Origin of the sequence: Prevotella melaninogenica, assembly GCF_003609775.1 — a bacterium.
Classification (GTDB): Bacteria; Bacteroidota; Bacteroidia; order Bacteroidales; family Bacteroidaceae; genus Prevotella; species Prevotella melaninogenica_A.
Map to the genome: position 1 here is coordinate 1,635,001 of NZ_AP018049.1, position 24,419 is coordinate 1,659,419.

A 24,419-nucleotide genomic window follows, 5' to 3' on the forward strand; every position below is an offset into this window, starting at 1 on the left:
ATCTGCCATCGCCATCGCCATTCGGCTGAGACTTAGGACCCGACTAACCCCGGGCTGATTGGCATCGCCCGGGAAACCTCGGTCTTTCGGCGAAAGGGAATCTCACCCTTTTTATCGTTACTTATACCTACATTTGCTTTTCCATAAGCTCCAGGATTAGTTACCTGCACCATTCAACGCTAATGGAATGCTCCCCTACCGATACTTTTAATATACATTACTATCCCGCGCCTTCGGTATCTGACTTATACCCGATTATTATCCATGCCCGGACCCTCGACTAGTGAGCTGTTACGCACTCTTTGAATGAATGGCTGCTTCCAAGCCAACATCCTAGCTGTCACGGGGACCAGACTTCGTTAGACTAACTAAGACAGAATTTCGGGACCTTAGACGGCGGTCTGGATTCTTCTCCTCTCGGGGACGGACCTTAGCACCCGCCCCCTTACTGCACGACTGCAGTCCATAAGCATTCGGAGTTCGTCAGGTCTCGATAGGCGGTGAAGCCCTCTTGACCTATCGGTCGCTCTACCTCTTATGGAGATCGTCGCACGCGGCACCTAAATGCCTTTCGGGGAGTACGAGCTATCTCCAAGTTTGATTGGCCTTTCACTCCTACACTCACCTCATCGGGAAGCTTTTCAACGCTTATCCGTGCGGTCCTCCATTCGGTGTTACCCGAACTTCAACCTGGGCAAGTGTAGATCACTTGGTTTCGCGTCTACCCCATCTGACTTGACGCCCTATTCAGGCTCGCTTTCACTGCGGATGCGCGTCTCATGACGCTTATCCTTGCCAGACATGGTAACTCGTAGGTTCATTATGCAAAAGGCACGCCGTCACCGCTTACGCGGCTCCGACCGCTTGTAGGCGCATGGTTTCAGGAACTATTTCACTCTCCTCATCGGAGTGCTTTTCACCTTTCCTTCACAGTACTCGTTCACTATCGGTCTCACGGGAGTATTTAGCCTTACCGGATGGTCCCGGCTGATTCGCGCAGAATTACACGTGTTCCGCGTTACTCAGGATACCACTACGTCTCGTCATGCTTCGAATACGGGATTATCACCCTCTATGATTGATCTTTCCAGAACATTCTTCTCACAATCTAAGTACGACAACGTGGTCCTACAACCCCTGCTAAGCGTTGCCACAAAGCAGGTTTGGGCTCTTCCCCGTTCGCTCGCCACTACTAGGGGAATCATTATTTATTTTCTCTTCCTAAAGGTACTAAGATGTTTCAGTTCCCTTCGTTCGCCTCACTACAGACATGTAGTGATAACAGGTCTTCAACCTGCTGGGTTGTCCCATTCGGAAATCCTTGGATCAAAGGTTATTTGCACCTACCCAAGGCTTATCGCAGCTTATCACGTCCTTCATCGCCTCCGTGAGCCAAGGCATCCGCCATGCGCCCTTTCTTACTTTCTTCGCCTTCTCTGTGATTACTCACAGAGAATGTAGCTCATACTTTCAGCTGTTGTGTGATTCTAAAGAATTTGAAGTTGTTTCTTCAATAATTAGAATACTAATTCTTCCCATTATAGAAAGAATAGTTCTACATTACAGTCTTGCTTGTGTCAATATGTCAAAGATCTTGTGCTGTAAAAACAGCGAAGTGGAGAATAAGGACTTGAACCTTTATGTGAGCCTTAAACTCTAAACTCCTACATTTATATAATACAGAGTGCAGTGAGTACAAGAAGAAAAACGAACCAAAGGTTCTTTATATCATCTTGAGTACCGTTAAATTGTCAACTTATATAATTAAATACGTATCGACTCAATAACTAATAAGCATTCTCTCCAGAAAGGAGGTGTTCCAGCCGCACCTTCCGGTACGGCTACCTTGTTACGACTTAGCCCCAATCACCAGTTTTGCCCTAGGCCGATCCTTCCGGTCACGGACTTCAGGCACCCCCGGCTTTCATGGCTTGACGGGCGGTGTGTACAAGGCCCGGGAACGTATTCACCGCGCCATGGCTGATGCGCGATTACTAGCGAATCCAGCTTCGTGGGGTCGGGTTGCAGACCCCAGTCCGAACTGGGACCGGCTTTCAAGATTTGATGCAATTTGCATTACACCGTCCCTCTGTACCGGCCATTGTAACACGTGTGTAGCCCCGGACGTAAGGGCCGTGCTGATTTGACGTCATCCCCACCTTCCTCACACCTTACGGTGGCAGTGTCTCCAGAGTGCCCAGCATCACCTGATGGCAACTGAAGAGAGGGGTTGCGCTCGTTATGGCACTTAAGCCGACACCTCACGGCACGAGCTGACGACAACCATGCAGCACCTTCACAGAGGCCCCGAAGGGCGTCATTATCTCTAAATCCTTCCTCTGCAATTCAAGCCCGGGTAAGGTTCCTCGCGTATCATCGAATTAAACCACATGTTCCTCCGCTTGTGCGGGCCCCCGTCAATTCCTTTGAGTTTCACCGTTGCCGGCGTACTCCCCAGGTGGGATGCTTAATGCTTTCGCTTAGCCGCTGATACCAGGTACCAACAGCGGGCATCCATCGTTTACTGTGCGGACTACCAGGGTATCTAATCCTGTTCGATACCCGCACCTTCGAGCTTAAGCGTCAGTTGCGCTCCCGTCAGCTGCCTTCGCAATCGGAGTTCTTCGTCATATCTAAGCATTTCACCGCTACACGACGAATTCCGCCAACGTTGTGCGTACTCAAGGAAACCAGTATGCGCTGCAATTCAGACGTTGAGCGTCTACATTTCACAACACACTTAATCTCCAGCCTACGCTCCCTTTAAACCCAATAAATCCGGATAACGCCTGGACCTTCCGTATTACCGCGGCTGCTGGCACGGAATTAGCCGGTCCTTATTCGTATGGTACCTGCAAATAGGGACACGTCCCTAACTTTATCCCCATACAAAAGCAGTTTACAACCCATAGGGCCGTCATCCTGCACGCTACTTGGCTGGTTCAGACTTCCGTCCATTGACCAATATTCCTCACTGCTGCCTCCCGTAGGAGTTTGGACCGTGTCTCAGTTCCAATGTGGGGGACCTTCCTCTCAGAACCCCTACTGATCGTTGCCTTGGTGGGCTGTTACCCCGCCAACAAGCTAATCAGACGCATCCCCATCCATTACCGATAAATCTTTACTTCAAATCTGATGCCGTCATCGAAGACTATGCGGTATTAGTCTGCCTTTCGGCAGGTTATCCCACAGTAATGGGAAGGTTGGATACGCGTTACTCACCCGTGCGCCGGTCGACGTCCAAAGAGTGCAAGCACTCAATGCCGTTTCCCCTCGACTTGCATGTGTTAAGCCTGTAGCTAGCGTTCATCCTGAGCCAGGATCAAACTCTCCATTGTAAAATATGTGTTGGTGATAAGTGATGGGTGATAAATGATAATGGATACCATGTTAACCCAAACGCTTCACCGAGTAATCTCTGTTTCAGAACGCTTATCCTAAAAGTATCAAGTAAAAAGCACCTTTTCTCTTGTTCCTTAATTATTTTGAGGAGGTGCCTCAAAAGTAGGAACAACGAATTGATCGGTTCGTTTCTTTTACCCATCCATTTGATATAAAACCAAACAGACGCTTCTTGTACTACTTCTCTGTTTATGTAAATCTTTTCAAAGAACTCTTTCTTTAATCGCTCTCAAGAACTTGCCAGATGGCTTGTTTTGTAAAGCGAGTGCAAAGGTATAGAGAAAATCCATTCCTTCCAAATGTTTTGAAGATTATTTTTTCAAGAAATGAATATTTTTATCTAAAATTGACCCAAATCAACTAATTTGTTTAAAAATGATTATTTTTGTAGCCTAAAACAAGACTATAAAGTATGAGACATAAAAAAGAAGTTTCTGAGATTGGCGAGCACACATGTATCCTACATAGCGAAGAGAACGCAAAGTTTTTCATCATTCAGCCCGTTGACAGCAATGATACGGAGGAGTTAGAGCGTCAGATCACCTATATAGAAGAAAACTCGCAAACACCTTTCATCCATATTGCTATTCGCATAAACAAATGGAATGCCGAGCTTACCCCTTGGCCTGCTCCCCCCGTATTTGGAAAGATTCCCTTTGGAGATGGTGCTCATTCCACCTTATTATATATAATAGAACAACTTATCCCTGCCTTAAAAGTACGATATGCCATGGAACTCCATAAAAGCAACACCATCTTAGGTGGATATTCATTAGCAGGACTATTCTCCCTTTGGGCAAGCTATCAACAAAACGTTCCTTTCCGTGGAATTGTCTCAGCATCCCCTTCTGCATGGTATATAGGATGGTTAGACTATGCTGACACCCACCAACCACAAGTAGAACACGCATATCTCAGCCTTGGCGACAAAGAAGAGAAAACAAAAACAAAATTGATGTCAACTATCAGTAAAGACATCCTACAGCAAGAACAAATCTTCAAAGACAAAGGCGTAAATTGTAAGATGGAATGGAATGAAGGCAACCATTTCCAAGACAACGGAGTCAGAATTGCCAAAGGATTTGTTTGGTTGATGCACCAGTAAAAACACTGACTATTCCCTTCAAGAGAGAGAATAGTCAGCGAAAAGGCTATTAAAGCCCAATATAATTCAATCCAACTTACAAAATTAAGAAAGATTATTTAATCCCCGCAAGGCGTTGTGCCTCAGGTGAAAGGAACTTTCCAATCTTTTCATAAGGAACAGTAAAGGTAGGCATTCCGATAACATAAGCACCAATCTCATAGAATCCATAGATAAACACCACACCCTTTGGAGAAAGATAAACACCATTTCTTGGTAATGGGATAATACCATTCTCGAGAGAAAGCCCATCCATATCTTCCTTTACACGGCTTTCAACATCATTCTCTTTTTCATACCCCCCTCTGAAATAGCTTTCAACACCAGCTCTGAGGATAGGTTGAAGTGCTTTTATATCCTTCGGACTCAATACATTCCGCAGCATAACACCCGTCTTCTTGTCGAAAGTAGCCCCATATTCTGAAGCCATTCCATGCGCACCACCCGAATATGTGTAAAAAGAAGAATAGTACGTAACATAACGTTCCGTTTCATTTAGCTTCATTATAAACTTAGAAATTTCTGGTTTCCAAGCCACATCTGGGTCATCAATTTCTTCTAAAGTTTTGCTTATACTCTTATAAGCATTCTTAGCATAGTAGTTTATCATACCCTTACCATCCGCAAAATTACTATAAGGTTTAGACTCTACGCCCTCATCACTATAGTCATCTCCAATCCATACCAATTCAGACGAAAGGTAAGCACGGAGCGAATCGACCAGCGGTTGAGGACCAGACACAGGGAAGGAATAAGCAAGATCAACGTCACCCTTCTTTGTACTATAAGACTTACCAATAGAATCAACCACCAATGGTACGTCTTTCTTTTTTACAACAGAGTCAGCTATCAAAGAAGGAGAAGCCACAGAATCCTTCACTTTCTCCGCAGCTGATGCCTTCTCACCTTTGCATCCAGCTATAACAGTAATAGATAAAAGAGATGCTAAAAGGAATAAAAAATTTTTATTATTCATATCAACTAATGCTTGTTAAGAGACAACAAAAATAGTCATTTCCCCTTTTATTTCCAAAACATTCCCTACTTTTGTTGTATAAGGATAGTAACAAAGCACATTCTATAGGCTTATCCCATAGAAAATTAGGCCATAGAACATGCTCTTAAAAAGTAATAGAAAAAATGAAGATTAGCATTGTAGGAACTGGAATGATAGCCACAGAGGTTATCACATTGCTCAAGACAGAAGTAAAAGGGATAGAAATCACCAGTATATTTTCACATAGCAATACGGAAAAGGCAGAATTTCTTGCGAAGATGAATCATATTGAGCGTATTTATACAGACTATGCTCAGTTGCTAAAAGAAGACAAAGCCGACTTCGTTTATATTGCCTTAGTCAATAGTGCCCATTATGAATTTACCCGCAAGGCATTAGAGGCAGGTAGAAATGTAATTGTAGAAAAGCCTTTCACCCTCACTGTTGCCGAAGCAGAAGAGCTTACAACAATGGCACGAGAAAGAAAGCTCTACCTCTTTGAAGCTATCTCTCCACTCCATACACCTAACTTCCGCATGGTCAAAGATAGCCTAAAGAAGATTGGTCCCATTCACTTTGTACAGTGTAATTTCTCACAATATTCAAGTAAGTACGAACGCTATTTACAAGGAGATATTGCCCCTGCCTTCAATCCAGACTTAGGCGGTGGTGCACTGAACGACCTCAATGTCTACAATATCAATATTGTTATAGGGCTTTTCGGGCATCCTACTGCTACACAGTATTTTGCCAACCGAGGGCATAACGGCATTGACACCTCTGGCGTAATGGTACTCTCCTACCCTACAATGACGGCAACCTGTACCGCAGCAAAGGATTCAAGTAGTCCATCGTTTATACTCATACAAGGAGAAAAAGGGTGGATACACATCCCAACAACTGCAAATGAGTTTGGTAGTGTAGAAATCATGAAACAAGGAAAACTGACCAGTTATCGACGTAACGCCTATGAAAGTCGCCTTGCTCATGAGTTTATGAGCTTCAAAGATGTATGGGAAAAGAAGAATTACAAGCAGATGGAAGCATGGCTTGAGAGGTCAGTGGAAGTAGTGAGGGTCATGGGATAAAAAAGCCTCACCCCCAACCCCTCTCCGAAAAGCCTCACCCCCAACCCCTCTCCGAAAGGAGAGGGGAGTAATTACCGTAGAGGGGGATGGATAAACAGATTGAGGGGAAGGGTTTTATAAAATTATAAAATAACAAAGGGCACTCAGTTATTGGGTGTCCTTTGTTATATCCTTATGTTTGGATTACTTCAATGCTTGGTCAAGATCTGCGATAATATCATTTACATTCTCAATACCCACAGAAAGACGGATTAAGTCTGGTGCTACACCAGCCTCTCGGAGTTGTTCGTCTGTCAACTGGCGGTGAGTATGACTTGCTGGATGCAGAACACAAGTACGTGCGTCAGCCACATGAGTTACGATTGAAACGAAGTCTAAACGATCAATAAAGTTGATTGCATCCTCTCGTGAACCCTTCAAACCAAAGGCTATGACACCACATGAGCCATTTGGAAGATACTTCTGTCCCAAAGCATAATACTTATTTGAAGGAAGACCACAATAGTTCACCCATGCAACCTTCTCATTCTTCTCCAACCACTCAGCTACCTTCTGTGCATTATCACAGTGCTGCTTCATACGAAGATGTAAGGTTTCAAGACCTATATTAAGCAGATATGAGTTTTGCGGTGCAGGAATACTTCCAAGGTCTCTCATCAACTGAGTAACGAGCTTCGTTATATATGCCAATTTACCAAACGACTTCGTATAAATGAGTCCATGATAACTCTCATCAGGAGTTGTCAATCCCTGGAACTTCTCACTATAAGCTTCCCAATCAAAGTTACCAGAATCGACAACAACACCACCTACTTGTGAAGCATGACCATCCATATACTTTGTCGTAGAATGAGTGACGATATCACAACCCCACTCAAAAGGACGACAGTTGATTGGTGTAGCAAACGTATTATCGACAATCAGTGGTACACCATGCTTATGAGCAATTCCTGCAAAGCGTTCGATGTCAAACACCTTACCTCCTGGATTTGAGATTGTCTCACCAAAGAAACATTTTGTATTTGGCTGGAAGGCTGCTTCAATCTTTTCATCATCCCACTCTGGATCAATAAAGGTACACTCAATGCCCAACTTCTTCAGTGTTACACCAAAGAGATTATACGTTCCACCATAAATTGTGTTGGAAGTCACTAAATGGTCGCCTGCTCCACAAATATTAATGATAGCATAGAAATTAGCAGCCTGACCAGAAGAGGTCAGTACAGCAGCAACGCCACCTTCAAGGGCTGCAATCTTCTTAGCTACAGCATCATTAGTAGGGTTTGCCAAACGAGTATAGAAATAACCGCTATCCTCTAAGTCAAACAAACGTGCCATTTGTTCGCTGGTCTCATATCTAAAAGTTGTACTCTGATAAATTGGTAACTGCTGAGGTTCACCTTTCTTAGGTTGCCACCCGCCATGAATACATATAGTTTCAAGATTTCTTTTCATATCTTTATTTGCTTTATTATTTTTATTCTTAAGTATGATTGCAAAGTTACGATAAAACAATTTACTATCAAAATATACTTCAAAAATAAGAAAAATATACTACCTTTACCCCACATTTCCAATAAACAGCAGAATAATATTCTACAAAAACAAAACATATCAAAATGAATAACAACGAGAACCTAGATGATATCGACCGTAAAATCCTACGTATTCTACAACGTAACTCTGATCTTACAGTAAAAGAATTAGCCGCAAAACTCCATCTGTCAACCTCTCCAACGTTTGAGCGACAGAAGCGATTAGAACGTGATGGTTATATAGAAAGATATATGGCGGTTGTAAATCCTCATAAGGTTGGCAACGGTATAATGGTATTATGTAATATCAGACTTAAAAAACATTCTCAAGAACTCATACAAGAGTTTATGGACGTTGTGCAGAATCTTGAAGAAATCACAGAGTGTTATAACACCAGTGGTGACTACGATTTCCTTATTAAAGTCTATGCGCGTGACATGAAAAGCTATCAACAATTCATGCTCAACACGCTTGGTACAATTGATTGTATAGGAAGTTTGCATAGTATCTTCGTTATTGACGAAACAAAGAATACACACGCTGTCCCCATCTCTATGCCCTGAAAAAACATGACAAAATGTCGAGTAAAATATCTAAAAATAAAGACAAAAACACATGTAAAAAGCAGGATTGTAACCAACAGTAAATCAAATAGTTATAAAGTACCAAAAGAAAAGATGCTTAATTGGACTTCAAAAGGGCGTTAGTTAGACCTCAAAAGGGCATCTATTGAAAGCCTATTAGGCGTCTTTTAGAAGCCAAAAGAGCATCTATTGGTTTTGAACCACATGAAAATAATTTACAAAGATGCTATTGGTATGAAAATCATTTGCAGGAGATGAGAAGACATGATAATGAGTAAGCATGGGATGCTTAGGCTCTAATGACCAATTTAAGATTGAACGGAAGAACACTAAAAAAGCAGGAACACACATTTAGTATGTCCCTGCTTTTATCTTGTTTGCCTCTTTCTGTTCAGTTGTTGACACTCAACTGCCGAACATAAAGCACCAATACGCAATCAATTACTTTCTAATACACATACGTGCCTCAACAACATTAACGATGTAGTCGCCCAATTTCTCACATTCCTGTATGATATCCATATACAAAGTACCAGCTGCGTAAGTGTACTTATGCTCGTTGATATCATTGATATTCTGTGTGCGCAACTGAGCACGATAGTTGTTAATATCACTTTCAATAGCGAAGGTACGATTCACGTCGACCTCACGCTTATGCTTTATCAGAACAACACTCATCTGTGACAAAGCATCATCGGTGAGTTCGAACATCTGTTTGATATTGTCATACTGACTCTCTGTAAACTCCTCCTTGCTGCTACGTAGACGGCTAATCGTTCGTGCAATGTTAAAGCAAGAGTCACCGATACTCTCAATTTCAGTAATCTCGCGAAGCATATCACGCACCTTCTCCTTCGTGTCATCACTCAAGTGAGCATTGCTCACTTGGTCAAGATACTTCGCAATCTCTACCTCCATATTATCAGATATACCCTCGTATTTCTCGATACGTTCATAAAGTTTCTCGAAAGCATCATCATCTTTTGTCGTCAGGAGGTCACGCACCATACCAAACATGCGGTGTGTACGCTCAGCGTATGAGTGTATCTCCTTTGAAGCCTCAAATACAGAAAGCTCTGGTGTCTTCATGATACCCGAATGGATAAATCGCAGACGGAATTCGTCTTCATCCTTATTAGCCTTCGACTTGATAAACCAACATACAACACGTTCCATCTGTGGAATAAACCAGATAAGCAAAGCTGTGTTACAAACATTGAAACATGTGTGGAACATTGCTAATACAATTGGCAAGGTAGCGGCTCTTTCTGCAGGTGAAGAGTTATCATTTACTGGGTCATAACCTACGAGTCCACAAACAAAGTTGACGAAAGGATAGAACAAACACATCACCCAAAAGACGCCAAAAACATTAAAAAGCAAGTGGGCAAAGGCTGCACGTCGTGCCTGTGTATTGGCTCCGAGGGCTGCAAGATTGACTGTTGCTGTTGTACCGATATTCTCACCCATCACCAAGGCAATACCAAGATAGATTGGCAATACACCCGTTGAACAGAGCAGAATGGTGATCGCCATTACCGCAGCAGAGCTTTGTACGATACAAGTAATAACTGTTCCTATCAGCAGGAAGACGAGTATCGTCAAATGACTGCTCGTATCAAAGGATGAGAAGAACTTGATTGCATCAGGATTATGCTCTAAATCAAGGTCTTTTCCACCACTACTCAACAACACAAGGGCGAAGAACAAGAAGGCAATACCAAAGAGGAAATCACCGATGTAACGCCGTTTCTTGTTGTAAATGAGGATAATTCCGATAAAGAAAGCAGGGAAGACGACTAAGGTTAAGTCGACATTAAATCCCAAGGACATAATCCATGCGGTGAGCGTCGTACCAATATTGGCACCCATAATGATCGAGATAGCTTGCGCAAGGGTAAGCAGTCCCGCATTAACAAAACTCACCGTCATCACAGTTGTTGCTGATGACGACTGTACCGCACAAGTAATAAAGGTACCCGTAAGCATTCCGGTGAAACGATTGGTGGTCATTGCACCTAAAATGTGACGAAGCTGAGAACCTGCCATCTTCTGCAGAGCCTCACTCATAACCTTCATTCCATAGATTAATAGGGCAAGAGAGCCCATAATCTTCATAAAGATAATTGAATAGTCGCTTGTACTCATATATTTAATTTAAAAGCTTCAAACTTTAAGACAAGTGTTCATTAAATTGTTTTCTTTCAACAACTCAATGAAAGAGAGGGGTTGTTTATCCATAAAAGACTACTAATTTTAAACGTACAAAGCTGTACGTCCTTACAAATTACGCTACTAACAGTAGACTGCAAGATACCCCAAACCATTCTTTTCTATTGCTTCTTGTGCTTTATGGCTATCTAAACACATCATTTATCAAGCCACAACATATTTTTAATTTCGAATGCAAATATACGAAAAGACCTCCCTATCCAAAAGGAAAGAGAGGTCTTTTATTTTGCAATATGCGTTTTTTAACTAAAATAACTAATGACTTCTTTATGCGTCTTGCTGACGAACACCCATACGGGCCTCAACAACATTGACCACATAGTCGCCCAGTCTCTCGCACTCCTGAATGATATCCATGTACATTGTTCCTACTGCATAAGTGTACTTATGGTCGTTCACATCATTGATATTCTGTGAGCGTAACTGGTTGCGATAGTTGTTGATTTCGTTCTCGATATTGAACGAACGATTCACATCATTGTCCTGTCGATGACCAACAAGGATGCGATTCATCTGTGTCAGAGCGTTATCTGTCAACTCAAACATCTGATGGATGTGATCATACTGCTCCTGTGTGAAGTCTTCCTTACTATTGATAAGACGGTTAGAGGTGCGAGCAATGTTATAACAAGCATCTCCGATACTCTCCAACTCAGAAATTTCACGAAGCATAGAGCGCACCTTCTCCTTGGTTTCATCACTCAGATGGGCATTAGAAACTTGGTCAAGATACTTCGCTATCTCAATCTCCATATTATCAGAAATACCTTCATACTTCTCAATACGGCTATAGAGTTTGGTAAATTTATCCATATCTTGTTCACCCAATAGCTCACGAACCATACCGAACATACGCTGAATACGCTCAGCAAACGACTTGATTTCCTTTGAAGCCTCAAGCACAGAAAGCTCTGGAGTCTTCATGATTCCTGACTGTATGAAGTGCAGACGGAACTCGTCTTCCTCCTTATTTGCCTTTGGTTTGATAATCTTGCAGACCAGTTTCTCCAAATACTTAATAGGTCCAACAAGGATAACAGTGTTGGCAACGTTGAAGGTTGTGTGGAAAGCAGCAAGTACAAAGCTTAACTTAGCAGCATTGGCAGCAAAGCCAGGGGTACCCTTTGGCATCGTTACATCATAGCCCACCCAACCGCAAATCATATTGATAAAAGGATGGAAGACGCACAATATCCAGAGAACACCAAAGACATTGAAAACCATGTGAGCCATAGCTGCACGACGAGCCTGCGTGTTGGCATTCAAGGCAGCAAGGTTTGAAGTAACAGTCGTACCGATATTCTCACCCATCACAAGTGCAATACCCTGATAAATAGGCAGTACGCCCGTTGAACAGAGTATCATCGTGATAGCCATGATAGCAGCAGAACTCTGCACACACATAGTCAACACACTACCAATGAGTAGGAAAACGATAGTTGTTAGGAAGCTTTCAGGATCGAAATGACTGAAAAAATCAATTACAGCCTGATTGTGTGCAAGGTCCATATCGATACCTGTCTGACGCAAAGTTCCCAAACCAAGGAACATAAACGAGATGCCGAAAAGGAAGTCACCAATGAGTTTTCGTTTCTTAGAGTAAATCAATGCGATACCAACAAAGAACGCTGGCCATACGAAGTCAGTAATATTAAACGAGAAACCAGCCGACATAATCCATGCCGTCAGTGTCGTTCCGATGTTCGCTCCCATGATAACAGAGATGGCTTGAACCAACGACAGCAGTCCAGCATTCACAAAGCTGACCGTCATAATAGTAGTTGCTGTTGACGACTGTACAGCAGCTGTAATGAACGTACCCGTAAGAATACCTGTAAAACGATTAGTTGTCATTGCGCCAAGGACGTGACGCAACTGTGGACCTGCCATTTTCTGCAGAGCCTCGCTCATTGTTTTCATACCGAACATCAGCAAAGCTAATGCTCCAACGAGCTTAAAGAAAATCCAAATCGACATATAATAACTTAATTTGTGATGTCTGTTTCTTGGATATCTGCAAAACTTTCCCTAACTTTACAATCCTATTTACCAAAGGACAATATTGTTCCCTAACATAAATTTAACCATCATTGATTATGAGACAAGTACTGCAAATCCGTTGCAAAAATAATAAAAAAACTCAAGAAGTCCCAATTGGGAGTACACTTTCTGACATTTATAAAGAAATTAATCTTCAAATGCCATTCGGACCAGTGAGTGCGAAAGTAAACAATAAGGTGGAAGGACTCCATTATCGTGTCTATCATAATAAGGACGTAGAGTTCCTCAACCTGCTTTCACCATCAGGTATTCGCACCTACACCCGTTCGCTCTTTCTCGTTCTCTGTAAGGCTGTTCACGACCTCTATCCTACCAGTTCTGTGGTCATAGACATCCCTGTATCAAACGGTTACTACTGTAATCTCCAGCTCGGACATGAGATTACAACAGAAGATGTTGACCGCATCCGTACACGAATGCAGGAGATTATCGATGCTAAAATGCCTATTCAACGTTACGAGACTACAACCGAGGAGGCCGTTAAGATGTTCACTGAATTAGGCGACATTCAAAAGGCTAAGCTTCTTAAAAGCAGCGGTAGTCTTTATTGTGTCTATTATGTGCTTGACGATTACAAGGATTATTACTATGGTTCGATGCTTACCAACACTTCACAACTCTATCTTTTCGGTTTGGAGCCTTACTTTGACGGAGTCCTCTTGCGCATCCCTTCCGTACAAGACCCTTCTAAATTAGGCGAATTGATACGCCAAGACAAGATGTTTGAAGTCTTCAAAGAGCATCATAGATGGCAGAGTATCTTAGGCATTAAGACGGTAGGCGACTTCAATGAGGCGGTAAAGAACGGACAAGCTACCGACCTTATCAACGTCAGCGAGGCACTACAAGAAAAGAAGATATCGCAGATTGCCGACACAATTGCTGGACGAAAAGAGATTAAGGTGGTACTCATTGCTGGCCCATCATCGAGCGGTAAGACAACATTCTGCAAACGCCTTTCTGTCCAGCTATTAGCAAGTGGTGTAAAACCAGTGCAGATTTCGTTAGACGACTACTTCGTAAACAGAGAAACAACACCAAAGGATGAGAACGGAGAATACGATTACGAAAGCATCTATGCACTGAACATTCCACTCATCAATGAGCAATTCAACGCCTTGTTCCGTGGTGAAGAGGTAGAATTACCAAAGTATAATTTCCAAACAGGAAAGAGTGAAAAGAGTGGTAATAAACTGCATCTGGGAGAGAATAACATACTCCTTGTAGAAGGTATTCATGCTCTCAATCCTCTGCTAACAGAGCAGATTGCAGACGACAAGAAGTTTAAGATCTATGCCTCTGCCCTCACAACGATTCTGTTGGACGACCATAACTATATCCCGACAACCGACAATCGTCTGCTTCGTCGTATTGTTCGCGATTACAAGTATCGTGGTTGTTCGGCACAAGAAACCATCCACCGCTGGCCAAGTGTACGTGCTGGTGAGAATAAGTGGATTTTCCCTTATCAAGAACAGGCGGATGTTATGTTCAACACTGCCCTTCTCTTTGAGCTTGCCGTCATCAAACCACAAGCGGAAGAAGTATTGGAACAAGTGCCTGAGAACTGTGAAGAGTATGCTGAAGCCTATCGCCTGCGCAAGTTCCTCAAGTATTTTGCGCCACTACCTTTCCGCAATCTCCCTCCAACTTCCTTACTGAGAGAGTTCTTAGGAGGTAGTTCGTTTAAGTATTAAAGGGGGCTATTGACTATTAGTAGCTGATTTACCAATAGTAAACACAGCAACCATCAGAAAGCATTAAACCTCTTCCAAAATAACAAACAAGGAAAAAACAATGAAACATATAGTCGCCTTACTCATAACTCTCTGCTTACTTTCGATAGAAACCAAGGCACAGCAGACTCTTTCCTTTCCCGATGTAGATGCCATTGGATATAGTGCAAATTCCGCTTCTATAGAACTGTACACAGCTATCGGACATAACCAGTACCGCACGAGAAGCCTGCGTACTAACAAGAAGTATGTAGATTTGGAAGGAGACTCAGATATGAAACTCGTCTATTGGGACTGTACAGAGAAGGATAACCATGTAACGAAGGAGCAGATTCTCTCTGATAAAAAAACTTTCCTCAATGTTAACGACCTGCCATCTACCTCATTGAATGATTATATCGGAAAGATATTCTACATCGATGAGAAGGGAACATGGAGGCGTGAGCATGAGAAAACATCGCTTATCCTGAAGTTCCTCAACCAAGGAACAGCCTCTATACAGGAAGTGTATTATGGTATTGAAGATGATCCCTATAATCGCCGTGCTGCCTCAACCACTCTTCCTGAATCCATGAAGACATGGCGTGTAAGCAGAGCAGACTTTTACACCCCACTGACACTGAAGTTTAAAGACAATAAAGAGATAGTTGTCCTCACTTCCATACGGGGTCAAGACTTTGATTATCTACTTATTCCAAGCAACGACAAAGATATTCTTATTAAGAATTCATCAGACCGTCCCATTGTCAATATTACAGAGGCTACAGAGAAATACGCCGACACAAAGTCACATGATTTCACCCAATACTTTATCAAATTCTACTATGGTCTAAGGAAAACTGAAAACAACAAAGTTCAGTTAATAAACCGATTAGGCGAGAACGTACTGGGAGAAGACTATGACCATATTAGCTACGCTGACCGCTTTATCATCGCCCAGACGAAAGACAAGATAGATGTCTTCAATCTATATTTGAATAAACTAAATCTTGGTAAGGTCAAAGTAGTAAGAGAGGTACCAAGGAGTGTCTACGGACGTATCGAGGTGCTGAACGATGAAGGTGCTGCCTACTATGACGAATTTCAACAAAAGGCATCCAGCCCCGTCCGTAGGATTATAGGTGTATGTGGTACTGTAAATCGCTGGTCATATGACATAGTCAATGAAAAGGGCGTATATATGATGCAAAAAACCAGCACCGGACCGGGTTGGGGATACCAAGAAAAGGTTAAGTTTATCTTAACTGACTGCCAGCCTGGCGACTCTGTTTCAATTATTGACGGAAGTAAGAACTTCAGCTATAATGCAAACTATGGCATCAATGGTGAGATTAAGATTAATCCTTCCTTAATCAAGGTTGGAAGAAATGGGAAATTCGGTATCCTGCGTTACAATTATGACTTTGACAAGAACATACAACCAAAGATTGTGGCAAACAAACCAGACCATTATCCTTTGGAGTTACATTACTATCCAACACAGAAAGTCAAAGGAGAAATCCTACTGCCGATCGAGAATGATTCAATTATCATGCAGCAAGACGGTATGATACTATTCTATAAAGATGGGAAAATAGGCATCTTCGGACGGGATAAAACTCCTGTATTTGAAGAGCTGACACAGCAGACCAAGTCGTTCTATTACTTCAGAAAGGACGGTAAAGAAGGCTGGATTGACAGGGAGACTGACACCGAGTACTTCAAGGAATAATAACGAAAACAGCATATAGGCTCTTTAAAATAAAGTAAACATTCCTGTTTAAAAGCCAATCTTGAAGGGTGAAAAAGTAAAAGAATAAAAAGGTGAAAACCAAGGTTCTGAACCTTAAGAATTGCCATTTACCGAATTATTTTCACGAAAAGAAGAATTTATTTTCATGAAAATAAATATTTTTCTTCATGAAAAGAAATATTTTTTTTCGTGAAAATAATTCGCAAGAGAGGGCTTATCATAGACTAAAAGACTACCAGAACTTTTGTAAACAAACTTCGTGTAAAGCTTTAAAGTGTGTCAAAACAAAGGCAAATCAGGCTTTTAATTTTCGAGGAAGAGTGGAGTTCTTTGGCAAGGGCATATCAACTTGACAAGAAAGAAATAACAAAAGGACAGCTATTCCGTGTATAGTGAATCGCATCACTGGTACAACACTGGAATAACTGTCCTTTATTTTGTTGATATTTACAGGCAGATAGAAGTATCCACCACTCACACCATGCTAATTTCAGCGGGTTGCCTTTAACAGAGTTGGGACTGAAAGAACCTGCACCTTATCGGTCAAGTTTCCACGTAACACCGTCCTTGGTGTCCTTAACTTGGAAGCCCGCCTCAGCGAGGGCATCACGAATCTGATCGCTAACAGCCCAGTTCTTCTCTGCTTTCGCCTTTGCACGGAGGTCGAGAACCATATCAACAACCTTTCCGTAAGCCTCCTCACGAGCATCGTTATTAGCTCCACGCTCATTCTGAAGACCGAGGATATCGAAGGCAAAGAGCTGCATTGCTTCAGTAAGTTCCTTGAGGTCGTCAGCTGAAATCTGTGCCTTATAGTCGATGAGGATGTTCACTAAATGGCAAGCCTCAAAGAGAGTTGAAATAGCCGCAGGGGTCATCAAATCGTCGTTCATTGCATCATAGCACTTCTGACGGAAGCCAGCAACAAACTTCTTTGTATTCTCATCTGACGCAGCAGCAGGCTGAATGCGTGCCAAGTCTTCAATACCATTCATCAAACGCTCATATCCCTTCTCAGCACCTTGTAGTGCCTCGTTAGAGAAGTCTACTGTTCCACGATAGTGAGCAGAGAGGATGAAGAAGCGAATTGTCATTGGAGAGTAAGCCTGTGTGAGCGTATCATGCTCGCCAGTAAAGAACTGTTCAAGCGTAATGAAGTTGCCAAGCGACTTGCCCATCTTCTGTCCATTGATGGTAATCATATTGTTATGCATCCAATACTTCACCATTTCATCACCTTGTGAAGCCACAGCTTGCGCAATCTCGCACTCATGATGAGGGAAGATTAGGTCCATTCCGCCACCGTGGATATCAAAGTGATCGCCCAAATACTTGCGTCCCATCGCTGTACACTCACAATGCCAGCCTGGGAAACCATCGCTCCATGGAGATGGCCATCGCATGATATGCTCTGGCATAGCACGCTTCCAAAGGGCAAAGTCTACCTGATTACGCTTCTCACCAACGCCTGCCAACTCACGAGAATTGTTTATCATGTCAGTGATGTTACGACCAGAAAGAACGCCATAGTGGTGGTCCTTGTCGTATTTCTCTACATCAAAGTAGATACTTCCATTGCTTTCATAAGCATAACCGTTGGCAAGAATTTGCTTTACTAACTCTTCCTGCTCAATGATATGACCTGTTGCATGTGGTTCAATACTTGGTGGGAGAACATTGAGCGAACGCATAGCATCATGATAACGGTTGGTATAATGCTGCGCAATCTCCATTGGCTCCAACTGCTCAAGACGTGCCTTCTTCTCTATTTTGTCGTCACCTTCGTCAGCATCATGCTCCAAGTGGCCCACGTCCGTGATGTTACGAACATAACGAACCTTATATCCTATGTGTTTCAGATAGCGGAAAAGAATATCAAAGGTGATAGCAGGACGTGCGTGTCCGAGGTGTGGATCACCATAAACAGTTGGTCCACAGACATACATTCCTACGTTAGGAGCTGCAATCGGTTGGAAGAGTTCCTTCTTACGATGCAGTGTATTGTAAATAACTAAGTCTTGCATAATGCCGTTGTTTATATCTTAATGATGCAAAATTACAAAATTATTGTCACCCATGATGCGTCTACATAGATTTTTTATTATCTTTGTCATGTATTTGTAAGACATCATGTAATAAGTCTACATATCAATTATATTATCAATACTGACAAAAGATTATGATTATCACAACAACCCCAACCATTGAAGGTCGTCCTATCAAAGAGTATAAAGGAATTGTCACAGGAGAGACAATTATCGGTGCTAACTTCCTAAAAGACTTCCTTGCCGGCATCAGGGACTTCATCGGAGGACGCAGTGAAGCCTATGAAAAGGTGCTGCGCGAAGGCAAAGAAACCTCTATTCAAGAAATGAAGCAACATGCAGAAGCACTTGGTGCTAACGCTATCGTTGGTATTGACCTCGATTATGAGACTGTCGGACAGGGTGGATCTATGCTCATGGTCACCTGTTCTGGTACTGCCGTTGTTATATAAGAGGCGGTTGTCGAAAGTCTTAAAAGGCTCAGAAATACAGAAAAGAGTACTTTCCCTTCGCTGAAGAATAGTGAAGAATCGTATTGAACATATAAATAAAGCACGCCATGCAGGGTTGTATGGCGTGCTTTATTTATCTACTATTATCTATTTATTCATCAAAACCTATCGGGCGAAACTGACGCTGTTCTTCGCTATATACATAACCTGCTTCACGCAAGTTAGCTTTAAGCTTATCTATATCTTCATTGAAATTGTAACAAAGTGACTCTAAAGAATCAAACTCTTCATCACGTAACAGCATATTCACGCTGCTCACTAATATCGCTGGGTCTTTTGGTAAATACTCCATAATTACTATTTATTGAAAATTAAAAGGCTACTTCATCGACTCACCTATGAACTGGAGAGGCAAGAGGTCCTTCACGCTATTGATAACATATACGCCTGCCGTACCATAAAGAAGAATACGGATAGGCTGCTTATAACGGTCTTCTATCTCCAAAATAACTTGCCGACAGGCTCCACAAGGAACTATCGGGTCACGCATCAAACCATACTCATTAGCCGCAGCAATGGCAAGTGTGGTGACAGACTGGTCTGGATAGACAGACTGAGCAGCAAAGATAGCTGAGCGTTCAGCACATAAGCCTGATGGGAAAGCAGCATTCTCCTGATTGGCTCCAATAACCTCCGTACCATCAGTAAGCAACAACGCAGCTCCAACACGGAAGCGGCTATAAGGAGAATAACTATTACCAGTTGCCTCCACAGCCCTTTGTATGAGGTGCTGATCAGTCGTAGAGAGTTCCTCTACCTGACAAAAACCAATCTTGATGCTTATGTCTATTGTTTTCATATTCGATATTTATTATTGTTGGTGGGGGTTATTAGGCTAATTAGCCCTATTAGGCTTATTGGCCTAATACGCCCAATAAGCTTAATAGCTTTAATTAGTAATCAGCTCATAACAGCCAATATCTGGCTTACTATCACGCTGCTTACCATCATGATCAGTTGCAAAACGAGGATCACCGAGAACAAGTCCCGCATCAATCGCAGGATACTTCTCATTCTTCTCTGCCTTCTTCAAGTGGAAATCATAGTTCTGTTTGTCGCCATCTACCAGTACAAACTGTTTTGAACCACCATCTGGATAATCCTTACTATTCTCCCATGTGACATCTGTAAAACGTGCTAACAGAGCCGCATCTTTAGGCTTTGGCGTACGAAGAATACAATTATAGAACTGATAGTTGGCTGTCACACCATCCTTGTTACCGCCCATGAGCAAATCATCAGCATATCCCGTAACAAGCGAGTTGACTACATGGAAGGTCTGAAGTGGGTAATCCTTGTTGCCAATATGATTACCAAAACTCAACGCTGCACCACGATTACTATCGAAAGGATAGAACTGTGCGAAGGTACAATGTGTCAAACTCACCTCTCCACCCACAAAGGCTGCACAGTCCATCAGCGTATTAGAGAACTGAGTGTTATAAGCAACAATCTTACAGTTGATCGCTTGTAAACCATAGCCTTGACAGTTATGAATGGTAGAATTAGCGAGTGTCAGCTTCGTACGAGTCGCTGTTGCCGTATCACAGAGAATACCATTATAAGTCGAATGGATATCCGTATGGGTCAGTACATTGTCGTAACTATCCTTATGAAAGCGTACACCTTGCCACTGACCACTAACCCTGTCGTAAGGAAGATACTTAAACATCTTATCCAAACGATCACCACGCAGCACCACAGGGTTGTCTGCTGTACCCTCACAACGCAGTGTTCCATACACATCGAGGGCTGCCTTCTGAGAGAAGTAAACGGTTGTTCCGGCTGGAATTGTCAGTGTAGCACCCGCTTCCACCTTCAACGTATCTTGGAAAACAATCGGTTTCGAACTGCTCAAAGTAGTATTCGTTGTAATCTTACGTCCCTTTATCAACTCTGCATCCCAGCTGTAAACACGTAGGTTTACCTTCTGTTGAACACCACTTTCGAGCGTAAACAAAAGGTTATCCACTATCTCTTGCGGTGTCGTTGCGTTATTAAAAGGCGACGTCATTTCGACAAATACCTGAATACTATCCTTATTACGTACTTCCAAGTCACCAACCTGATAACCATTGGCAGCCGAGAGTTCAACACCATCTACATTCACACGGAAACCAGTCTGATTACCTTGTGTCAGACGGACATTGGTCAGTCGCAACCCATCACCCGACTTGTTATACACCCAGAAAATCTTAGTAGAAGTCGGAACGTTGGAGAAAGTGGTGTCAAGTCGTAGTGTGTCAGTCGAGAAAGAGAGCAGATTGCTCCGCGATGTGGTGAAAGTATCATCATCAGAGCAGGCTGCCATCATTATAATGGCTGACAGAAAAAACAATATAGATAACTTCTTCATCTTTTACTTTTTAGTTCTTATCTAACGACTCAACAGGCTGTTTTATTGCCTATTCGGGCTTATTCCAAGTCAACATGCTCTACATTAACCTGCTCATGTAGGAAGATACGTGCCGTTTCCTTAAACTTTTCAGGGTTTTCTGTGGTGAAATACTTCACTGTTCCTTCCTTCGTACAACGTGCATCCATGTCTGGATGACGACGGAAATAGTCTTGCAGACTCTCCGCAACATACTCTCCTTGTGGCACAATGCGCACTCCTCGTGGCACGTGCTTCAATATCTTCGGCATGAGGATAGGATAATGCGTACAACCAAGGATGAGCGTATCAATCTCTGGATCTTGCCGCATGATATGGTCAAGACGTTTTTTCACGAAGTAATCAGCACCAGGGCTGTCTGCCTCATTGTTCTCAATGATAGGTACCCAAAGCGGACAAGGAATGCCTGTTACCTGTACGTCCTCCCAGAGCTTTTGAATTTCAAGATTATAACTGTTACTCTTAATGGTTCCTTCAGTAGCCAACACACCCACATGACGTGAGTGGGTAAGTTTGCCTATCACCTCTGCCGTAGGGCGAATTACGCCCAACACTCTTCTATCAGGGTCGAAATTAGGCAAGTCGTTCTGCTGAATCGTACGCAGAGCTTTGGCTGAAGCGGTGTTACAACCTAAGATAACCAACTGGCAACCGAGCTCAAAGAGTTTCATCACAGCCTGACGTGTGAACTGATAGACCACGTCAAAGGAACGCGAACCGTATGGAGCACGCGCATTATCACCCAAGTAAAGATAGTCGTATTCGGGGAGTAGCTGACGAATACCATGCAGAATGGTAAGTCCACCATACCCAGAATCAAAAATACCGATAGGTCCCGGCTGTTTAGAATACTTTGTCATTAGTCTTTTAAATTACAATTAATCGCCGTCTGATATCACCACAATCAGAGTGGTGCGGACGCCCCGCACATCCTGTGCGGATGCCCAGCACGCTTTGTGCTGAGCATCCGCACCATCCAAGCAGAGCCCTTTCTGCGGGTAAAGTCTTTTACTTCAAGGCAGCTATCAAAGCCTCTGTAACATCTTCTCCCATTGCTGTATTAACGAATGGGACACTATTGTTATCTGCATTCAGAATGAAAGCGTAACCGCTTTCCTTACCCATCTGACGTACAGCATTGTTCAACTTTGTGCGAACAGGTGCGTAGATATCTTCTTCAGCCTTCTTCAACAGACGCTCAGATTCCTTACGAAAGGCGATGTTGCGCTCCATCAATTCCTCCAACTCAGCCTGACGCTTACGAAGAATAGATGGTTCTAACTTACGTTGCACCTCAAGGAAATCCTCATAACGGGTGTTAAAGTCGTCTACTGAACGCTTTGTCTCAGCATCATACTTTGCCTTCAACTCGTTATAACTACGTGTTGCTGTGGCATAGTCAGCCATTGCATGAAATACCTTATCGTAGCTAAAGTAAGCAAACTTGAATGCAGGAACGTTCTGCTGTGCTACTGCCAAGAGCGGCAAAAGCATGAAAACGAAGGAAAAGAATAGTTTTTTCATTATGTCTTTTATTATCTCTTCAATATATAAATAAAAATGAGGTCATCGCAAGAACATATATCCATGCGGTGACCTCACCCTTTTATCTCCTCTTAAACAGTGTTAGTCGTTGATTAGAAAAGCTCTTTTCCTACTCAATCAACAGATAGGATGATTAGGAATTCTATGATAGCCAGTAAAGCTTATTACGCAAGAAAAGCTTAACTCCACGCTAACTTAAGGAGAATCGACCACGGGGCAAAGGCACCCGTAATGTTTTACTTCATCTTAGCCAACTGAGCCTTTACCTCTGCAGTGATATCCTTGCTGAGTGCCTCGTTGATGTACAATGGCTGACCAGCAGCCTTCTCCATGATGTAAACGTAGTTACCAGTCTTTGCAACAGCTGCGATAGCGTTACGAACCTTCTCAAGAACAGGGCCGAGCTGCTTCTGCTGCTCCTCATTGAAAGCCTTCTGGTTGTCCTGAGCAGTCTGCTGGATCTTGTTGTACATATCCTGCAAGTTCTTCTCAGTCTCAGCCTGCTTTGTAGCGTTCATAGTGCTCTTAGACTTGTCGTATGCCTCTGCCTGACGCTGCAATTCTGCCTGCATGTCTTCGAGCTGCTTCTGATACTCCTTACCCTTAGCTTCCAACTTACTCTGAACAGCTGTAGCCTCTGGAAGTGACTGGAGGAGAGCCTGTGAGTCAAGGTGACCAAACTTCTGTGCGAACAATGTCATTGGTGCACAGAGCATCAACATCAAAAATAACTTTTTCATTTCTTTTTATTGTTTAATTGTTTATTAATTTACTTTTTATCTGCGGTAATAGTATTCTTAGGGTCCTTAGGACTCATAGGATTGCTATCCCCTTACTGATAAGAATATCCTAACTTCTGCAGTACCTCATTACTAATATCCACCTTTGGCGAACCATAGATAATACCAGCAGCATTGCTTGAACGGTCAATAACCAAGCTATAACCACGCTGGTCGGAGATATCCTTTACTGCATTGTAAATCTCATCCTGTATAGGAGTAATCAGACTGGTGCGCTTCTTGAAGAGCTCACCCTCTGGACCGAAGTACTTACGCTTGAGGTCGGATGCCTGCTTTTCCTTTGCCATGATAGCCTCCTGTTTCTTCTTCTTTTGGTCCTGAGAAAGGAAGACTACCTCGTTCTGATAGTTCTTATACATCGTAGAAGCCTCTGTGTTGAGTGCCTCAACCTCAGCTTGCCACTTCTTACTTACCTGATTTAACTGCTCATTTGCACGCTCATAAGCTGGCACATTCTTGAGGATATACTCCATATCAATCAGCGCAAACTTCTGTGCAGAAGCTGTTAAAGGTAAAAGAGTAAATAGGTAAAGAGGTAAAACGTATCGCAATACACTCTTAAAAATATTCTTCTTCATCTCTTTTAATTCATAATTCAAAATTCATAATT

The 24,419-nt window shown here is 42.6% G+C and carries 18 protein-coding genes and 2 rRNA genes (1 of these 20 running past the window's edge); 6 read left to right on the forward strand and 14 right to left on the reverse strand.

All coding sequences use genetic code 11. The features are described from left to right. Positions 1 to 1,428 (reverse strand): 23S ribosomal RNA (locus tag PMEL_RS06625) (it extends 1,476 nt beyond the left edge of the window). 379 nt (positions 1,429 to 1,807) lie between these two features. After that, a 16S ribosomal RNA gene (locus PMEL_RS06630) occupies positions 1,808 to 3,338 on the reverse strand. The 16S and 23S rRNA genes sit together here, the layout of an rRNA operon. Before the next feature lie 476 nt (positions 3,339 to 3,814). Here PMEL_RS06630 and PMEL_RS06640 point away from each other — a divergent pair. After that, positions 3,815 to 4,507, forward strand: coding sequence for an alpha/beta hydrolase (locus tag PMEL_RS06640; RefSeq protein ID WP_120174515.1), 693 nt, complete (start codon positions 3,815 to 3,817; stop codon positions 4,505 to 4,507). Positions 4,508 to 4,601: 94 nt separating this feature from the next. Here the strand turns inward: PMEL_RS06640 and PMEL_RS06645 are convergent, their stop codons facing one another. After that, positions 4,602 to 5,522: a DUF3298 and DUF4163 domain-containing protein gene (locus PMEL_RS06645; RefSeq protein WP_120174516.1), complete on the reverse strand. Its 921-nt coding sequence runs from the start codon at positions 5,520 to 5,522 to the stop codon at positions 4,602 to 4,604. Between the two features lie 164 nt (positions 5,523 to 5,686). Here PMEL_RS06645 and PMEL_RS06650 point away from each other — a divergent pair, with 164 nt between their 5' ends. Further along, positions 5,687 to 6,631: a Gfo/Idh/MocA family protein gene (locus tag PMEL_RS06650; RefSeq protein WP_120174517.1), complete on the forward strand. Its 945-nt coding sequence runs from the start codon at positions 5,687 to 5,689 to the stop codon at positions 6,629 to 6,631. A gap of 183 nt (positions 6,632 to 6,814) precedes the next feature. Here the strand turns inward: PMEL_RS06650 and PMEL_RS06655 are convergent, their stop codons facing one another. Then, the gene (locus PMEL_RS06655; protein ID WP_120174661.1) at positions 6,815 to 8,086 is read right to left on the reverse strand and encodes an O-acetylhomoserine aminocarboxypropyltransferase/cysteine synthase family protein; all 1,272 of its coding nucleotides are present in this window, start codon (positions 8,084 to 8,086) and stop codon (positions 6,815 to 6,817) included. 164 nt (positions 8,087 to 8,250) lie between these two features. Between PMEL_RS06655 and PMEL_RS06660 the strand changes: the two genes are divergently transcribed. Continuing rightward, positions 8,251 to 8,730, forward strand: a complete 480-nt coding sequence (locus PMEL_RS06660; protein ID WP_120174518.1) for an Lrp/AsnC family transcriptional regulator — start codon at positions 8,251 to 8,253, stop codon at positions 8,728 to 8,730. A gap of 462 nt (positions 8,731 to 9,192) precedes the next feature. On the opposite strand, the gene PMEL_RS06665 is transcribed toward PMEL_RS06660, so the two are convergent. Both PMEL_RS06665 and PMEL_RS06670 read right to left on the reverse strand, forming a co-directional pair. After that, positions 9,193 to 10,899, reverse strand: a complete 1,707-nt coding sequence (locus tag PMEL_RS06665) for a Na/Pi cotransporter family protein (protein ID WP_120174519.1) — start codon at positions 10,897 to 10,899, stop codon at positions 9,193 to 9,195. A 351-nt stretch (positions 10,900 to 11,250) separates the two neighbouring features. Continuing rightward, the gene (locus PMEL_RS06670) at positions 11,251 to 12,960 is read right to left on the reverse strand and encodes a Na/Pi cotransporter family protein (RefSeq protein ID WP_120174520.1); all 1,710 of its coding nucleotides are present in this window, start codon (positions 12,958 to 12,960) and stop codon (positions 11,251 to 11,253) included. 119 nt (positions 12,961 to 13,079) lie between these two features. On the opposite strand from PMEL_RS06670, the gene PMEL_RS06675 reads away from it, so the two are divergent. Beyond that, positions 13,080 to 14,741, forward strand: coding sequence for a nucleoside kinase (locus PMEL_RS06675; protein ID WP_120174521.1), 1,662 nt, complete (start codon positions 13,080 to 13,082; stop codon positions 14,739 to 14,741). Positions 14,742 to 14,841: 100 nt separating this feature from the next. After that, positions 14,842 to 16,491 (forward strand): hypothetical protein, encoded by a 1,650-nt coding sequence (locus PMEL_RS06680; protein ID WP_120174522.1) that lies wholly within the window; start codon positions 14,842 to 14,844, stop codon positions 16,489 to 16,491. A gap of 557 nt (positions 16,492 to 17,048) precedes the next feature. On the opposite strand, the gene cysS is transcribed toward PMEL_RS06680, so the two are convergent. After that, positions 17,049 to 18,536, reverse strand: coding sequence for a cysteine--tRNA ligase (gene cysS, locus PMEL_RS06690; RefSeq protein WP_120174524.1), 1,488 nt, complete (start codon positions 18,534 to 18,536; stop codon positions 17,049 to 17,051). Between the two features lie 155 nt (positions 18,537 to 18,691). Between cysS and PMEL_RS06695 the strand changes: the two genes are divergently transcribed. Next, a complete protein-coding gene (locus PMEL_RS06695) occupies positions 18,692 to 19,009 on the forward strand; it encodes a heavy metal-binding domain-containing protein (RefSeq protein ID WP_025839005.1) in 318 nt (105 codons plus the stop codon). A 151-nt stretch (positions 19,010 to 19,160) separates the two neighbouring features. On the opposite strand, the gene PMEL_RS06700 is transcribed toward PMEL_RS06695, so the two are convergent. The 7 genes from PMEL_RS06700 to PMEL_RS06730 all read right to left on the reverse strand — a co-directional run bounded on the left by PMEL_RS06700 (position 19,161) and on the right by PMEL_RS06730 (position 24,387). Beyond that, the gene (locus tag PMEL_RS06700; RefSeq protein ID WP_025839007.1) at positions 19,161 to 19,361 is read right to left on the reverse strand and encodes a DUF4250 domain-containing protein; all 201 of its coding nucleotides are present in this window, start codon (positions 19,359 to 19,361) and stop codon (positions 19,161 to 19,163) included. A gap of 27 nt (positions 19,362 to 19,388) precedes the next feature. Beyond that, entirely contained in the window at positions 19,389 to 19,868 is a 480-nt protein-coding gene (cdd, locus tag PMEL_RS06705) for a cytidine deaminase (RefSeq protein ID WP_120174525.1), read from the reverse strand. Positions 19,869 to 19,958: 90 nt separating this feature from the next. Continuing rightward, positions 19,959 to 21,425, reverse strand: coding sequence for a right-handed parallel beta-helix repeat-containing protein (locus tag PMEL_RS06710; protein ID WP_120174526.1), 1,467 nt, complete (start codon positions 21,423 to 21,425; stop codon positions 19,959 to 19,961). Positions 21,426 to 21,484: 59 nt separating this feature from the next. Beyond that, on the reverse strand, positions 21,485 to 22,324 hold the full coding sequence (murI, locus tag PMEL_RS06715; RefSeq protein WP_120174527.1) for a glutamate racemase: 840 nt from the start codon (positions 22,322 to 22,324) through the stop codon (positions 21,485 to 21,487). A gap of 148 nt (positions 22,325 to 22,472) precedes the next feature. Continuing rightward, positions 22,473 to 22,988, reverse strand: a complete 516-nt coding sequence (locus PMEL_RS06720) for an OmpH family outer membrane protein (RefSeq protein WP_120174528.1) — start codon at positions 22,986 to 22,988, stop codon at positions 22,473 to 22,475. Between the two features lie 257 nt (positions 22,989 to 23,245). Beyond that, complete coding sequence (locus PMEL_RS06725; protein ID WP_120174529.1) at positions 23,246 to 23,749, reverse strand: OmpH family outer membrane protein; 504 nt, start codon at positions 23,747 to 23,749, stop codon at positions 23,246 to 23,248. Positions 23,750 to 23,841: 92 nt separating this feature from the next. Beyond that, positions 23,842 to 24,387 carry an OmpH family outer membrane protein gene (locus PMEL_RS06730; RefSeq protein WP_120174530.1) on the reverse strand — a complete coding sequence of 182 codons (546 nt, stop codon included), beginning with the start codon at positions 24,385 to 24,387 and terminating at the stop codon, positions 23,842 to 23,844. Positions 24,388 to 24,419 lie beyond the last annotated feature (32 nt).

Bases quoted from the DNA above. Each gene is read 5' to 3' on its own strand.
- PMEL_RS06640 (WP_120174515.1), top strand. From the start codon at position 3,815: ATGAGACATAAAAAAGAAGTTTCTGAGATTGGCGAGCACACATGTATC.
- PMEL_RS06645 (WP_120174516.1), bottom strand. From the start codon at position 5,522: ATGAATAATAAAAATTTTTTATTCCTTTTAGCATCTCTTTTATCTATT.
- PMEL_RS06650 (WP_120174517.1), top strand. From the start codon at position 5,687: ATGAAGATTAGCATTGTAGGAACTGGAATGATAGCCACAGAGGTTATC.
- PMEL_RS06655 (WP_120174661.1), bottom strand. From the start codon at position 8,086: ATGAAAAGAAATCTTGAAACTATATGTATTCATGGCGGGTGGCAACCT.
- PMEL_RS06660 (WP_120174518.1), top strand. From the start codon at position 8,251: ATGAATAACAACGAGAACCTAGATGATATCGACCGTAAAATCCTACGT.
- PMEL_RS06665 (WP_120174519.1), bottom strand. From the start codon at position 10,899: ATGAGTACAAGCGACTATTCAATTATCTTTATGAAGATTATGGGCTCT.
- PMEL_RS06670 (WP_120174520.1), bottom strand. From the start codon at position 12,960: ATGTCGATTTGGATTTTCTTTAAGCTCGTTGGAGCATTAGCTTTGCTG.
- PMEL_RS06675 (WP_120174521.1), top strand. From the start codon at position 13,080: ATGAGACAAGTACTGCAAATCCGTTGCAAAAATAATAAAAAAACTCAA.
- PMEL_RS06680 (WP_120174522.1), top strand. From the start codon at position 14,842: ATGAAACATATAGTCGCCTTACTCATAACTCTCTGCTTACTTTCGATA.
- cysS (WP_120174524.1), bottom strand. From the start codon at position 18,536: ATGCAAGACTTAGTTATTTACAATACACTGCATCGTAAGAAGGAACTC.
- PMEL_RS06695 (WP_025839005.1), top strand. From the start codon at position 18,692: ATGATTATCACAACAACCCCAACCATTGAAGGTCGTCCTATCAAAGAG.
- PMEL_RS06700 (WP_025839007.1), bottom strand. From the start codon at position 19,361: ATGGAGTATTTACCAAAAGACCCAGCGATATTAGTGAGCAGCGTGAAT.
- cdd (WP_120174525.1), bottom strand. From the start codon at position 19,868: ATGAAAACAATAGACATAAGCATCAAGATTGGTTTTTGTCAGGTAGAG.
- PMEL_RS06710 (WP_120174526.1), bottom strand. From the start codon at position 21,425: ATGAAGAAGTTATCTATATTGTTTTTTCTGTCAGCCATTATAATGATG.
- murI (WP_120174527.1), bottom strand. From the start codon at position 22,324: ATGACAAAGTATTCTAAACAGCCGGGACCTATCGGTATTTTTGATTCT.
- PMEL_RS06720 (WP_120174528.1), bottom strand. From the start codon at position 22,988: ATGAAAAAACTATTCTTTTCCTTCGTTTTCATGCTTTTGCCGCTCTTG.
- PMEL_RS06725 (WP_120174529.1), bottom strand. From the start codon at position 23,749: ATGAAAAAGTTATTTTTGATGTTGATGCTCTGTGCACCAATGACATTG.
- PMEL_RS06730 (WP_120174530.1), bottom strand. From the start codon at position 24,387: ATGAAGAAGAATATTTTTAAGAGTGTATTGCGATACGTTTTACCTCTT.